The organism is Pseudomonas sp. B22129, assembly GCF_044218875.1.
Taxonomy (GTDB): Bacteria; Pseudomonadota; Gammaproteobacteria; order Pseudomonadales; family Pseudomonadaceae; genus Aquipseudomonas.
Genome location: NZ_CP162592.1, coordinates 1762436 through 1775616, shown reverse-complemented (window position 1 = coordinate 1775616; position 13181 = coordinate 1762436). Strand labels below are relative to the sequence as shown.

The following is a 13181-nucleotide window of genomic DNA, read 5'->3' as shown; positions in this document are numbered from 1 at the left end:
AAGGCGTGCGGCCCAACTTCGATACGATGGAACGCCTGCCGTTGTGTCGGTAGAGTGAGGAAAAACACAAAAGGGATCACCTGATGTGCCTGATTGTTTTCGCCTGGCGGCCGGGCCATGCCCAACCGCTGATCGTCGCGGCCAACCGTGATGAGTTCTACGCCCGCCCCAGCCTGGCGCTGGCCCAGTGGCCCGATGCGCCGCATATCTACGCCGGGCGCGATCAGGAAGCCGGCGGCACTTGGCTTGGGGTCAACGCCGACGGGCGTTTTGCTGCGCTGACCAATATTCGAGACCCGCACCAGCCGCCGGCACGCAAGTCCCGTGGGGAATTGGTGGCGCGGTTTCTTGCGGGTTCTCAGCCGATTGAAGAGTATTTGGCCGACGTTAACGGCCGTTCGATTGAATATTCCGGGTTTAACCTGCTGGTGGGCACGCGGGAAGAGCTGTGGCATTACAACGCCAATGACACCGAGCCGACACGGTTAGAGGCCGGGGTGTACGGATTATCCAATGCCGGGCTGAATACGCCGTGGCCGAAGTTGCTCAAGGCCAGGGCGGCGCTGGGCGGGCTGCTGGAGAATCCACAGCCCGAGGCCTTGCTGGACATTTTGAGCGACCCGCAGACCGCGCCGTTTGCGGATTTGCCGGATACCGGCGTGGGGTTGGCGACGGAGAGCCTGCTGTCCAGCGTGTTTATTGCCAGCCCGAGTTACGGGACGCGGGCGAGCACCGTGTTGATTGTGAATGCCGATGGGTCGCGGCGGATGGTGGAGCGCAGTTTTGGGCCGCACGGTGGGCGCTTGGGTGAGATCGAGCTCAATATCTAGCACGCCACAAAACCAATGTGGGAGCGGGCTTGCTCGCTCCCACATTTTGATCTTTGTCGGCTACAAGGTTTTGGCCGAAGCCGGGTTGATCATCCGCGTCAGCCCCAGGTTCTTCAGCGCCAACTGCAGCGAACTGTGGATAACTTGCGGGTTGTCGATAGTCATCAGCTCGGCCAGCAGTTCCTTGGCCATGCTCAGCTCAACCTGGCGCAGCATCCACTTCACCTTCGGCAAGTTGGTGGCGTTCATCGACAGGCTGTCAAAGCCCATCGCCATCAACAGCACCGCCGCCGCCGGGTCGCCAGCCATTTCACCGCAGATGCTCACCGGTTTGCCTTCGGCATGGGCGTCGCGCACCACGTGTTGCAGGGCTTGCAGCACTGCCGGGTGCAGGTAGTCGTAGAGGTCGGCGACCCGTGGGTTATTACGGTCCACGGCCAGCAGGTATTGGGTCAGGTCGTTGGAGCCCACCGACAGGAAGTCCACCTGCCGCGCCAGCTCTTTGGCCTGGTAGACCGCTGCCGGAATTTCAATCATCACGCCAATCGGCGGCATCGGCACGTCGGCGCCTTCGTCGCGCACCTCGCCCCAGGCGCGGTGGATCAAATGCAACGCTTCTTCCAGCTCATGGGTGCCGGAAATCATCGGCAGCAGGATGCGCAGGTTGTTCAGGCCTTCGCTGGCCTTGAGCATGGCGCGGGTCTGCACCAGGAAAATTTCCGGATGGTCGAGGGTCACGCGGATACCGCGCCAGCCGAGGAAGGGGTTGTCTTCCTTGATCGGGAAATACGACAGCGACTTGTCGCCGCCGATGTCCAGGCTGCGCATGGTCACCGGCAACGGGTGGAAGGCTTGCAGTTGCTCGCGATAAATCGCCAGCTGCTCCTTCTCGCTCGGGAAACGCTGGTTGATCATGAACGGCACTTCGGTGCGGTACAGCCCTACCCCTTCGGCGCCGCGCTGTTGCGCACGGGCCACATCGGCGAGCAGGCCGGTGTTCACCAGCAGCGGCACGCGGTGGCCGTCGGTGGTCACGCACGGCAACTCGCGCAACGAATCGAGGCCCAGCGCCAGTTGTTTCTCTTCTTCAACCACTTCAGCGTATTGCTTGCGCAGCACTTCGCTGGGGTTGGTGAACACTTCACCACGATGGCCATCGACGATCATGTCGATGCCGTCGACCTTGGAATACGGCAGGTCCACCAGGCCCATCACCGTCGGAATGCCCATGGCCCTGGCCAGGATCGCGACGTGGGAGTTACCCGAACCGAGTACCGACACCAACCCCACCAGCTTGCCTTCCGGCACTTCGCCGAGCTGGGTGGCAGTCAGCTCTTCACTGACCAGAATGGTGTTGTCGGGGAAAACCATGTTGGTGCTACGGTCTTCCTGCAGGTAGGCCAGCAGACGGCGACCGAGGTCGCGCACATCCGAGGCCCGCTCGCGCAGGTAAGCGTCGTCCATCATTTCAAAACGGTTGACGTGATCGGTGACCACCTGGCGCAATGCGCCCTGGGCCCATTGGCCAGTCTTGATCACGGTTTTGACTTCGTTCCCGAGGGACGCGTCGTCGAGCATCATCTGGTACACGTCGAACAGCGCGCGCTCTTCCGGGCGCAGCTGGGTGGCCAGCTTGTTCGACAGGTTGCGCATGTCGGCGCGCACGCCTTCCAGGGCGGTCTTGAACAGTTTGATTTCGGCGTCGATGTCTTTGACGGTCTTGTCCGGCACTACATCCAGATCCGCCGGCGGCAGCATGACCACCGCCGTACCGACCGCCGCGCCCGGCGAACCCGGCACGCCGACGAACTTGGCTTCCTGGATGCCCTTGCCTTCACGGCCCAGGCCGCGAATCGAGCCCGTGGCTTCGGCGTGGGCAATTACGCCTGCGAGCTGCGCGCTCATGGTCACAAGGAAGGCTTCTTCACCTTCGTCGAACTGGCGGCGCTCTTTTTGCTGGATGACCAACACGCCGACGACGCGGCGGTGGTGAATGATCGGTGCGCCGAGGAACGAGGCGTAGCGCTCTTCACCGGTTTCGGCAAAGTAGCGGTAACGCGGGTGATCGGCCGCGTTTTCGAGGTTCAGGGGTTCTTCACGCGTCCCCACCAGGCCCACCAGACCTTCATTGGGCGCCATGCTGACCTTGCCGATGGAGCGCTTGTTCAGGCCCTCGGTGGCCATCAGCACAAAACGGTTGGTCTCGGGGTCCAGCAGGTAAACCGAGCAGACCTGGCTGCCCATGGCTTCCTTGACGCGCAACACAATAATCCCCAACGCCGCCTTGAGATCCTTGGCGGAGTTAACTTCCTGGACGATCTTGCGCAGCGTATTGAGCATGGCTCGGGGTCGAACTCCGTCGTCAGTCGCGCGCTAAAAGGCGCGGGGCAAGCTCTTTGAGAGCGCGACGATAAACTTCGCGCTTGAATGTCACCACCTGGCCCAACGGGTACCAATAGCTGACCCAGCGCCAGCCATCGAACTCCGGTTTACCGGTCAAATCCATCCGCACCCGCTGCTCGTTGGAGATCAGGCGCAGGAGAAACCATTTCTGCTTCTGGCCGATGCACAGCGGTTGGCTGTGGGTACGCACCAGGCGTTGCGGCAAACGATAGCGCAACCAGCCACGGGTACAGGCCAGAATTTGCACATCTTCGCGCTCAAGGCCGACTTCTTCATTCAACTCACGGTACAAGGCGTCTTCAGGGGTTTCGTCGGGGTTGATTCCGCCTTGAGGAAACTGCCAGGCATCTTGGTTGATTCGGCGAGCCCATAGCACCTGTCCGGCATCATTCGTAAGAATAATCCCGACATTAGGACGGAAACCATCGGGGTCGATCACGGCAACAACCTCGCAAACGCATGTCGCCGCATTGTTCCACAAAGGTTCATCAAGCGGCAACGAGGCTTCTTACCTTATGTGCACTCTTGTGAAAAGACCGTATTCTGGACGCCTTTTTACAGACTTTTCAGCGAGTAACTGCAATGCGCCTGGCTTTATTCGACTTGGACAACACCCTTCTCGGCGGTGACAGCGATCACGCGTGGGGCGATTACCTCTGTGAACGCAGGATTCTCGACCCTATCGCCTACAAGGCCCGCAACGATGAGTTTTACCAGGATTACCTGGCCGGCAAGCTCGACAACGCCGCCTACCTGAACTTCAGCCTGGAAATCCTCGGCCGCACCGAGATGGCCCAGTTGGACGAATGGCACAACGACTTCATGCGCGACTGCATTGAACCGCTGATGCTGCCGCTGGCCGTAGAACTGCTGGCCAAACACCGCGCCGCCGGCGACAAACTGGTGATCATCACCGCCACCAACCGTTTCGTCACCGCGCCAATCGCAGCACGCTTGGGCGTTGAAACCCTGATCGCCACCGAGTGCGAGATGGAAAATGGCCGCTACACCGGGCGCAGCACTGACGTGCCGTGCTTCCGTGAAGGCAAGGTGACGCGCTTGAATCGCTGGCTGGAAGAGACCGGCTATAGCCTGCAAGACAGCTACTTCTATAGCGATTCGATGAATGACTTGCCGCTGCTGGAGCAGGTGACGCATGCGGTGGCGGTGGATCCGGACCCGAATTTACGGGCTGAGGCTGAGAAGCGTGGGTGGCCGGTGATTTCGCTGCGCGGCTGATGACCAGTGGCGAGCGGGCTTGCCCCGCGTTGGGTTGCGAAGCAGCCCCAATACAGCCACTGCGCTTATCCTGATAAAACTGATTCGCCGGTCTAAGGGCTGCTTCGCAGCCCAACGCGGGGCAAGCCCGCTCGCCACAACAGCCCTAAACCGGCTTGGCCCCCATCAACCCCGCAATCGCCACAAACCCCACCAGGCTGACCACCGCCAGCACCAGCGTGAAATTCAGGCTGCCGCCCTCCCCCTTGCGCAGGCGGTTAAGCCGCGCCACCAGCCAAAACCAGGCCAGCGCCGCCACGGTGTAGAGGATGCTGGAGCCCAAAATCCAGGTTTGCCCCAGCGGCCAGCCGATCAGATGCGCCAGCCACCAGCCGGTAAACGGCATGCTGACCACGCAAACTCCCATCAGCAGCCACACAAACGCCCACGGGCGTTGCACGGTCACTGCCGGGCCGGCGCTGCGTTTGCGCCAGGCCAGCACCGCCAGGCCAAGGCCGCTGAGCAGCAGCAACACGGTGGCAGTGATGTGGATAACCTTGAGGGTGGTCAGCGTTTCCATGGTCTCTATTCCTTAAGGGCCGCTCAGTCAGCGTAGTCGCTCAACCGAGGAACAGTTGGTAGGCCGGGTTTTCGCTTTCATCCCAATACGGGTAGCCGATTTCCGCCAGGGCGGCCGGCACCAGGTGACGCTCGTCCGCCGGCACTTGCAGGCCGGCGACTACACGGCCGTCGGCCGCGCCGTGGTTGCGATAGTGGAACATCGAGATGTTCCAGCGCCCGCCTAATTTGTTAAGAAAGTTGAACAGTGCGCCCGGACGCTCCGGGAATTCGAAGCGGAACACCAACTCGTCGCTGACTTTCGCTGCGTGCCCACCCACCATATGCCGGATGTGCAACTTGGCCAGTTCGTTCTCGGTCAGGTCCAGCACCGGGAAACCCTGGCTCGTCAGGCTGGCGATCAGCGCGCTGCGCGGGTCGTTTTCGGGGTGAGTCTGCACGCCAACGAAGATGTGCGCCTCGCGGCCGGTGTGGTAACGGTAGTTGAATTCGGTGATCTGGCGCTTGCCCACGGCCTCGCAGAATGCCTTGAAGCTGCCCGGTTTTTCCGGAATGGTCACGGCGATGATGGCTTCGCGGCCTTCTCCCAGCTCGGCGCGCTCGGCCACATGACGCAGGCGGTCGAAGTTGACGTTGGCGCCGGAGTCGATGGCGACCAGGGTTTGCCCGGTGACGCCGCGGGTTTCCACGTACTTCTTGATGCCCGCCACACCCAGAGCGCCCGCAGGCTCGGTGATGGAACGGGTGTCGTCGTAGATGTCCTTGATGGCCGCACAGATTTCGTCGGTGCTGACGGTGATCACTTCATCCACATAGTCTTTGCAGATGTCAAAGGTATGCTGGCCGATCTGCGCCACCGCCACGCCGTCGGCAAAGATCCCGACGGTCGGCAGCACCACGCGCTCACCCGCAGCCATGGCGGCTTGCAGGCAGTTGGAGTCGTCCGGCTCGACGCCGATGATCTTGATGTCGGGGCGCAGGTATTTCACGTAGGCCGCAATACCGGCGATCAGCCCGCCGCCGCCCACCGGTACGAAAATCGCGTCCAGCGGCCCAGGGTGCTGACGCAGAATCTCCATTGCCACGGTGCCCTGCCCGGCAATGGTGTGCGGATCATCGTAGGGATGAATGTAGACGTAGCCTTTTTCGTCGACCAGTTTCAGCGAGTACGCCAGGGCCTCCGGGAAGGAATCGCCGTGCAGCACCACTTTGCCACCACGGGAGCGCACGCCTTCGACCTTGATTTCGGGGGTGGTCTTGGGCATCACGATAGTGGCCTTGACCCCCAGCACCTTGGCCGCCAGGGCCAGGCCCTGGGCGTGGTTGCCGGCAGACGCGGTGACCACGCCGCGCGCACGCTCTTCGGCGGTCAGCTGAGTCAGCTTGTTATAGGCGCCGCGAATCTTGAACGAGAACACCGGCTGCAAGTCTTCACGCTTGAGCCAGACCGTGTTGCCCAGGCGCTCGGAGAGCTGGCGGGCGGTCTGCAGCGGGGTTTCTACGGCAACGTCGTAAACGCGCGAGGTGAGGATCTTTTTGACGTACTGTTCAAGCATCGGCGGGCTTCTACTTTCACGGTTTGGCAGGGCCAAGGAGTCTAACCCGGCTTTTGGCCGGGCGACCACACGAATCCCGAGGTTTTGTTGGGTTATACTCGCGCCCCTCTTTAGTCCCCGCCCGTTCCGGAGCCCGCATGACCCAGGATCAACTCAAACAGGCAGTGGCCCAGGCCGCCGTCGATTTAATCCTTCCCAAACTCGACGACAAGAGCGTCGTCGGTGTCGGCACCGGCTCCACCGCCAACTGCTTTATTGATGCACTGGCCCAGCACAAGGGCGCATTCGACGGCGCCGTGGCCAGCTCCGAAGCCACCGCCGCGCGCCTGAAAGGCTACGGCATTCCGGTGTACGAGCTCAACACCGTGAGCGATTTGGAGTTCTACGTCGACGGCGCCGATGAAAGCGACGCGCACCTGAACCTGATCAAGGGCGGCGGCGCAGCCCTGACCCGCGAGAAGATCGTCGCGGCCGTGGCCAAGACCTTCATCTGCATCGCTGACGGCAGCAAGCTGGTGCCGGTACTCGGCGCGTTCCCGCTGCCGGTGGAAGTGATCCCGATGGCCCGCAGCCATGTGGCCCGTGAGCTGGTGAAGCTGGGCGGCGACCCGGTGTACCGCGAAGGCGTGTTGACTGACAACGGCAACATCATCCTTGACGTATTCAATATGCAGATCACAGACCCGGTGGAGCTTGAGACGCAAATCAACGCCATCGTCGGCGTGGTGACCAATGGTTTGTTTGCGGCGCGCCCGGCGGATGTGTTGCTGCTTGGCACCCCTGAAGGCGTGAAAACCCTCAAGGCCTGACACAAAATCTAATGTGGGAACGGGCCCGCTCCCACAGGGTGATTCAGCGTTTTCAGGGGCTGGGTTTCTTGAACACGTAGAACAGGTTCGGCTCGCTGACCAGGTACAAGCTGCCTTCGTCATCCATGGCGATCCCTTCGGCCTGGGGCACCCGTTTTTTCAGGCCATGGCGCCCGTTGAGCAAAGACAGACTGCTCAACGGCCGACCGTCGATATCCAGCTCCAACACCAGAAACGACTCATCCGACAGCGCCAGCAAATGGCCGCTGCGCTCGTCGTATTGCAAACTCGACAGGTCACGTACAAACAGCCCGGCATCGCGCTTGGGGTTGTTGATCACGTGCACCGAGTAGGTTTTTTCCGGTTTGAAGTGGGGAAACCCGTGGACCTCGTAGATCAGCATCGGGTCGCGCTCCTTGGCCACGAACAGGCGCTTGCCCACCGAGTCGTAGGCCAGGCCTTCAAAGCCCTTGTTGCCACCGATGTGCACGCCGAGGGTCATTTGCTCCGCGTCGGCAGCGTCGAGAAATTGGGTGTCGTCGTTCACATGCACCTTGATCAGCCGCTGCTGGGCTTCATCGCTGATCACGTAGATATTGTCGCTGATGAATTCCACGGCCTCGGCATCACCAAAGCCCACCAGGGGAATGCGCCGCAGGATCTTGCCCTCCAGGGACAGCTCGATCAGCTCGGCGTTTTTGTTGGTGACGGTAAACAGGCTTTTGCGTACCGGGTCGTAGGTCAGTGCCGAGACGTCATCGTTGAGGCCTTCAATCACTTGGCCCTCGACCACCACCCGGTAATCGGCCAGGCCGATGGAGCGCTCATCCGCAGGTTGGTGCCAGGCCTGCCAGTTGAACCACGCGCGTTCGAACAAACGAAACTGCTGCGCGACCACCCCGGCCGTAGCCAGGGCGATCAACAACAGAATGAGAAACGCGGGTTTGGGGCGTGCAAATCGGCGCATCGGCAGGGCTCAAGATCAAAAGTGGCGAATGAATATCACGCCCGTCTGAATTTAAACTTAAACGCTGCCCGATGTCTGGCGAATGCCGTTCCTGGAGCAATATCCGACGTAATCGTGGGTTATTTTTGCTTTTCGAAACGGTAGAACAGGTTTGGCTCACTGACCATGTACAGCGTGCCGTTCTCGTCCATGGTCACGCCTTCGGCCCGGGGAATGGTGTGCTTGAGGCCGTTGAAACCGCCGAGCAAGGTCATGAAGCTGACTTGCTTGCCCTTCTCATCCAGCTCCAGCAACAGGTGGGAGTCGGCCGACAGTACCAGCAAGTGCCCGGTGCGCGGGTCAACGGCCAGGGCCGAGAGGTTGCGCATGTCCAACTCTTTGCTGGCAACTTTTTGCTTGTCGCCGGTCAGCGTGGCGCCGTCGCTTTTCCAGGTGAACAATGCAGGCGGGCGCTCTTCGCCGAGTACGATCTGCCCGTTGCGCTTGTCCCAGGTGATGCCCTCAAAGGCTTTGTTCTGGTCTTTGGACGGGCCCAGGTCGTAGGTCTTGAAGTCGGCGATGTTCAGTTGCTGAGTGCTGGCATCGACCTTGACCACGGTCAGGGTGTGCATGCGTTCATCGACGATGGCCATCAGGCCGTTCTCCATCACGGTCACGCCTTCCGGGTTGTTCCATCCATTGAGCGGCATTTTGCGCAGCACGTCGCCTTGCAGGCTCAACTCCGCAAGGAAAGGGTTTTTGCCCATGACGGAAAACAGGGTTTTGGTCTGCGGGTTATAGGAAACGTCCGAAGCCTCGTCCTTTTCCATACCCGGCAGCAACTTGCCGTCGATGACGGCGTGATAGTCCGGCAGCCAGACACTGGCCTGCTGTTCAGCCGGCGTTTCAAAGCGCTCAGCGACCCATAACGCGCCGCGATCATCCCAGTGCATGGCCCACGAAACGCCGTACACCACCACGCCGGCCAGGAACAGCCAGGAATACCAGCGCAGGGCAAAACGGGAGCGGGGCTTGGAGCTAATCGTGGGCAGGGGCACGGCCATGGGGCGCTTTTCCGGGGAGTCAGCTTTAGGTGATAGCACAGGAGCAAACGGCCCGCGCGCAGGAAGCTGGGAATTATCCGGATGCGGTGTGAAAAAAATGCAAAATGTTCGATTTCAAAGCAGTACACAAATCAAATGTGGGAGCGGGCTTGCTCGCGAATGCGGTGGATCAGTCAGCATATTTGTGACTGACATACCGCATTCGCGAGCAAGCCCGCTCCCACATTTTTGACCGCGTTTTGCCAGGGCTTTAGCGAACGCTGCTTTCGAAGCGGCTGGCGCCCACCAGCTCCAGCACCAGCTCATCGCCCACATTCAGCGGGCCCACGCCCACCGGGGTACCGGTGAGGATTACATCGCCCGCCTGCAGCGAGAAGCAGCCGGCCATGTGCTGGATCATAGGGATGATCGGGTTGAGCATCTGCGAACTGTTGCCGTCCTGGCGCACTTGGCCATTGATGGTCAGGCGAATGCCGATGTCGGTCACGTCCGGGAAGGTGCTGCCAACCACGAACGGCGCAATCACGGCCGCGCCGTCGAAGGACTTGGCGATTTCCCAGGGCAGGCCCTTGGCCTTCAGTTCGGCCTGCTTGTCGCGCAAGGTCAGGTCCAGCGCCGGGGCGAAGCCGGAGATAGCGTCCAGCACTTCTTCGCGGCTGGGCTTGGTCGACAAGGGTTTGCCGATCAACACGGCGATTTCCGCCTCGTAATGCACCGAACCGCGCTCGGTCGGAATGGCGAAACCGCCTTCCAGCGCGACCACACAGCTGCCAGGCTTGATGAACAGCAGCGGCTCGGTCGGGACCGGGTTGTCCAGTTCCTTGGCATGTTCGGCGTAGTTACGCCCGATGCACACCACCTTGCCCAGAGGGAAGTGGATGTTGGTGCCGTCGACATACTTGTGCTGGTAGCTCATGGAACGACTCCTTCAGGGGCGGTTAAACAGCGAAGATCTTGCCAGGGTTCATGATCCCGTTCGGGTCGAACACCGCTTTCACTGCTTTCATGTATTCGATTTCAACCGGGGAACGGCTGTAGGTCAGGTAATCGCGCTTGGTCATGCCCACGCCGTGTTCGGCGGAGATCGAACCGTTGTACTTCTCGACGGTTTCAAATACCCACTTGTTCACGGTGGCGCACTTGGCGAAAAACTCGTCTTTGCTCAGGTTTTCCGGCTTGAGGATGTTCAGGTGCAGGTTGCCGTCGCCGATGTGGCCGAACCAGACGATTTCGAAGTCAGGATAGTGTTCGCCGACGATCGCGTCGATTTCCTTCAAGAACGCCGGCACTTTGGAGACAGTCACCGAAATATCGTTCTTGTACGGGGTCCAGTGGGAAATGGTCTCGGAGATGTACTCGCGCAGTTTCCACAGGTTGTGCAGTTGGGTTTCGCTCTGGCTCATCACGCCGTCCAGCACCCAGCCCTGCTCCACGCAGTGTTCGAAGGTTTCCAGCGCGTGGTTGGCAACTTCTTCGGTGGTGGCTTCGAATTCCAGCAGCGCGTAGAACGGGCACTCGGTTTCGAACGGCGCCGGCACGTCACCACGGCCCATGACCTTGGCCAGGGCCTTGTCGGAGAAGAATTCGAAGGCAGTCAGGTCGAGTTTGCTCTGGAACGCGTGCAATACCGGCATGATCGAGTCGAAGTCGGTGGTGCCGAGCACCATGGCGGTGAGGTTTTTCGGCGCACGGTCCAGGCGCATGGTGGCTTCAACCACAAAGCCCAGGGTGCCTTCGGCGCCGATGAACAGTTGACGCATGTCGTAGCCGGTGGCGTTCTTGATCAGGTCACGGTTCAGTTCCAGCACATCGCCTTTGCCGGTGACGACTTTCATGCCGGCGACCCAGTTGCGGGTCATGCCGTAGCGAATCACCTTGATCCCGCCGGCATTGGTGCCGATGTTGCCGCCAATCTGGCTCGAACCCGACGAGGCGAAGTCCACCGGGTAGTACAGGCCTTTTTCTTCGGCGACGTTCTGCAATTGCTTGGTGACCACACCCGGCTGGCACACGGCGGTGCGGTCGGTGAGGTTCACGTCGAGAATCTGGTTCATGTAGTCGAACGACACCACCACTTCGCCATTCGCCGCGACCGCCGCTGCCGACAGGCCGGTACGCCCGCCCGATGGCACCAGCGCCACCTTGTGTTCATTGGCCCAACGCACAATGGCTTGCACCTGCTCGGTGGTCTTGGGGAACACGATGGCGACCGGTGCGGGTGCGAAGTGCTTGGTCCAATCCTTGCCGTAAGCCTCCAGGGAGTCTGCATCGGTCAGCACTTTACCGGGCTCAACCAGGGTCTTTAGCTCATCAATCAGGGCAGGATGGGTCATCGACAGAACTCTCGAACAATTCATGGTCATCCTGAGAACGCTTCACGTCGCAGGAATAGGTGTTTAGCGGGGCGCGTATGCTAGCATACCGCCCCCGCAGGACAGAGCCCAAGGGCGTTTCTGCGGTGACGGCTTTCCTGCCGTCCGGGTCAGCTTACGTGATCCGATTCCCTGCCATTTTTCTCCGGGATACAGGTTTACGCAGATGAGCAAGACTTCTCTCGATAAGAGCAAGATCAAGTTCCTTCTTCTGGAAGGCGTCCACCCATCGGCCGTCGACGTCCTGAAGGCCGCCGGGTACACCAGCATTGAGTACATCACCAGTTCTCTGCCGGAAGCCCAGCTAAAGGAAAAGATCGCCGACGCGCACTTTATCGGCATTCGCTCCCGCACTCAGTTGACCGAAGAGATCTTCGATCACGCCAAGAAACTCGTGGCGGTCGGCTGTTTCTGCATCGGCACCAACCAGGTTGACCTCAACGCAGCGCGCGAGCGCGGCATCGCGGTGTTCAACGCACCGTACTCCAACACCCGTTCCGTTGCGGAGCTGGTGCTGGCCGAGGCCATCCTGCTGCTGCGCGGCATCCCTGAGAAAAACGCTTCCTGCCACCGTGGCGGCTGGATCAAGAGCGCGGCCAATTCCTTCGAAATCCGTGGCAAGAAGCTGGGTATCGTCGGTTACGGCTCGATCGGCACTCAGTTGTCGGTACTGGCTGAAGGCTTGGGCATGCAGGTGTTCTTCTATGACACCCTGACCAAACTGCCATTGGGCAACGCCACTCAAGTGGCGAGCCTGACCGAGCTGCTGGGCATGTCCGATATCGTGACCCTGCACGTGCCGGAAACCGCTGAGACCCAGTGGATGATCGGCGAGAAGGAAATCCGCGCCATCAAGAAAGGCGGCATCCTGATCAACGCTGCCCGTGGCACCGTGGTCGAGCTGGACGCCCTGGCCGACGCAATCAAGGACAAGCACCTGATCGGCGCCGCGATCGACGTGTTCCCGGTGGAGCCACGCTCCAACGACGACATCTTCGAAAGCCCGCTGCGTGGCCTGGACAACGTGATCCTGACCCCGCACATCGGCGGCTCCACCGCTGAAGCCCAAGCCAACATCGGCCTGGAAGTGTCGGAAAAACTGGTCAAGTACAGCGACAACGGTACCTCGGTATCGTCCGTGAACTTCCCGGAAGTGGCCCTGCCGGCTCACCCTGGCAAGCACCGTCTGCTGCACATCCACCAGAACATCCCTGGCGTGATGATGGAGATCAACAAGGTCTTCGCGGAAAACGGCATCAACATCTCCGGCCAGTTCCTGCAGACCAACGAGAAGGTCGGCTACGTGGTGATCGACGTCGACGCCGAGTACTCGGACCTGGCGCAAGAGAAGCTGCAGCACATCAACGGCACGATTCGTAGCCGCGTGTTGTTCTAAGGTTTCAC

Annotated in this window: 12 protein-coding genes; 4 read left to right on the top strand and 8 right to left on the bottom strand. The window is 60.6% G+C overall.

Going from position 1 to position 13181, the window contains the following annotated elements; genetic code table 11:
* Nucleotides 1–83: 83 nt before the first annotated feature.
* Nucleotides 84–830 carry an NRDE family protein gene (locus tag AB4P94_RS08050; RefSeq protein ID WP_395610108.1) on the top strand — a complete coding sequence of 249 codons (747 nt, stop codon included), beginning with the start codon at nucleotides 84–86 and terminating at the stop codon, nucleotides 828–830.
* Between the two features lie 60 nt (nucleotides 831–890).
* On the opposite strand, the gene ptsP is transcribed toward AB4P94_RS08050, so the two are convergent.
* Together ptsP and AB4P94_RS08040 are read right to left on the bottom strand one after the other, a co-directional pair.
* Complete coding sequence (gene ptsP, locus AB4P94_RS08045; protein ID WP_395610107.1) at nucleotides 891–3170, bottom strand: phosphoenolpyruvate--protein phosphotransferase; 2280 nt, start codon at nucleotides 3168–3170, stop codon at nucleotides 891–893.
* Nucleotides 3171–3192: 22 nt separating this feature from the next.
* On the bottom strand, nucleotides 3193–3672 hold the full coding sequence (locus tag AB4P94_RS08040) for an RNA pyrophosphohydrolase (RefSeq protein ID WP_003176750.1): 480 nt from the start codon (nucleotides 3670–3672) through the stop codon (nucleotides 3193–3195).
* Between the two features lie 143 nt (nucleotides 3673–3815).
* Here AB4P94_RS08040 and AB4P94_RS08035 point away from each other — a divergent pair, with 143 nt between their 5' ends.
* Complete coding sequence (locus tag AB4P94_RS08035; protein WP_395610106.1) at nucleotides 3816–4472, top strand: HAD family hydrolase; 657 nt, start codon at nucleotides 3816–3818, stop codon at nucleotides 4470–4472.
* A 145-nt stretch (nucleotides 4473–4617) separates the two neighbouring features.
* Here AB4P94_RS08035 and AB4P94_RS08030 read toward each other — a convergent pair whose 3' ends face one another.
* Nucleotides 4618–5031 (bottom strand): DUF2269 family protein, encoded by a 414-nt coding sequence (locus tag AB4P94_RS08030; protein WP_395610105.1) that lies wholly within the window; start codon nucleotides 5029–5031, stop codon nucleotides 4618–4620.
* Between the two features lie 40 nt (nucleotides 5032–5071).
* Nucleotides 5072–6586, bottom strand: a complete 1515-nt coding sequence (ilvA, locus tag AB4P94_RS08025; RefSeq protein ID WP_016973012.1) for a threonine ammonia-lyase, biosynthetic — start codon at nucleotides 6584–6586, stop codon at nucleotides 5072–5074.
* A gap of 137 nt (nucleotides 6587–6723) precedes the next feature.
* Between ilvA and rpiA the strand changes: the two genes are divergently transcribed.
* Nucleotides 6724–7395: a ribose-5-phosphate isomerase RpiA gene (gene rpiA / locus AB4P94_RS08020; protein WP_395610104.1), complete on the top strand. Its 672-nt coding sequence runs from the start codon at nucleotides 6724–6726 to the stop codon at nucleotides 7393–7395.
* A 52-nt stretch (nucleotides 7396–7447) separates the two neighbouring features.
* Here rpiA and AB4P94_RS08015 read toward each other — a convergent pair whose 3' ends face one another.
* The 4 genes from AB4P94_RS08015 to AB4P94_RS08000 all read right to left on the bottom strand — a co-directional run bounded on the left by AB4P94_RS08015 (nucleotide 7448) and on the right by AB4P94_RS08000 (nucleotide 11738).
* A complete protein-coding gene (locus AB4P94_RS08015; protein ID WP_395610103.1) occupies nucleotides 7448–8362 on the bottom strand; it encodes an SdiA-regulated domain-containing protein in 915 nt (304 codons plus the stop codon).
* Between the two features lie 119 nt (nucleotides 8363–8481).
* A complete protein-coding gene (locus AB4P94_RS08010) occupies nucleotides 8482–9405 on the bottom strand; it encodes an SdiA-regulated domain-containing protein (RefSeq protein WP_395610102.1) in 924 nt (307 codons plus the stop codon).
* A gap of 250 nt (nucleotides 9406–9655) precedes the next feature.
* Entirely contained in the window at nucleotides 9656–10321 is a 666-nt protein-coding gene (locus tag AB4P94_RS08005) for a fumarylacetoacetate hydrolase family protein (protein WP_016973016.1), read from the bottom strand.
* Nucleotides 10322–10343: 22 nt separating this feature from the next.
* On the bottom strand, nucleotides 10344–11738 hold the full coding sequence (locus AB4P94_RS08000) for an FAD-binding oxidoreductase (RefSeq protein WP_395610101.1): 1395 nt from the start codon (nucleotides 11736–11738) through the stop codon (nucleotides 10344–10346).
* 205 nt (nucleotides 11739–11943) lie between these two features.
* On the opposite strand from AB4P94_RS08000, the gene serA reads away from it, so the two are divergent.
* A complete protein-coding gene (gene serA, locus AB4P94_RS07995; RefSeq protein ID WP_003195214.1) occupies nucleotides 11944–13173 on the top strand; it encodes a phosphoglycerate dehydrogenase in 1230 nt (409 codons plus the stop codon).
* The last annotated feature ends 8 nt before the right edge of the window (nucleotides 13174–13181 follow it).

Bases quoted from the DNA above. Each gene is read 5' to 3' on its own strand.
- AB4P94_RS08030 (WP_395610105.1), bottom strand. From the start codon at position 5,031: ATGGAAACGCTGACCACCCTCAAGGTTATCCACATCACTGCCACCGTG.
- AB4P94_RS08010 (WP_395610102.1), bottom strand. From the start codon at position 9,405: ATGGCCGTGCCCCTGCCCACGATTAGCTCCAAGCCCCGCTCCCGTTTT.
- ilvA (WP_016973012.1), bottom strand. From the start codon at position 6,586: ATGCTTGAACAGTACGTCAAAAAGATCCTCACCTCGCGCGTTTACGAC.
- AB4P94_RS08035 (WP_395610106.1), top strand. From the start codon at position 3,816: ATGCGCCTGGCTTTATTCGACTTGGACAACACCCTTCTCGGCGGTGAC.
- AB4P94_RS08000 (WP_395610101.1), bottom strand. From the start codon at position 11,738: ATGACCCATCCTGCCCTGATTGATGAGCTAAAGACCCTGGTTGAGCCC.
- ptsP (WP_395610107.1), bottom strand. From the start codon at position 3,170: ATGCTCAATACGCTGCGCAAGATCGTCCAGGAAGTTAACTCCGCCAAG.
- AB4P94_RS08015 (WP_395610103.1), bottom strand. From the start codon at position 8,362: ATGCGCCGATTTGCACGCCCCAAACCCGCGTTTCTCATTCTGTTGTTG.
- rpiA (WP_395610104.1), top strand. From the start codon at position 6,724: ATGACCCAGGATCAACTCAAACAGGCAGTGGCCCAGGCCGCCGTCGAT.
- serA (WP_003195214.1), top strand. From the start codon at position 11,944: ATGAGCAAGACTTCTCTCGATAAGAGCAAGATCAAGTTCCTTCTTCTG.
- AB4P94_RS08005 (WP_016973016.1), bottom strand. From the start codon at position 10,321: ATGAGCTACCAGCACAAGTATGTCGACGGCACCAACATCCACTTCCCT.
- AB4P94_RS08050 (WP_395610108.1), top strand. From the start codon at position 84: ATGTGCCTGATTGTTTTCGCCTGGCGGCCGGGCCATGCCCAACCGCTG.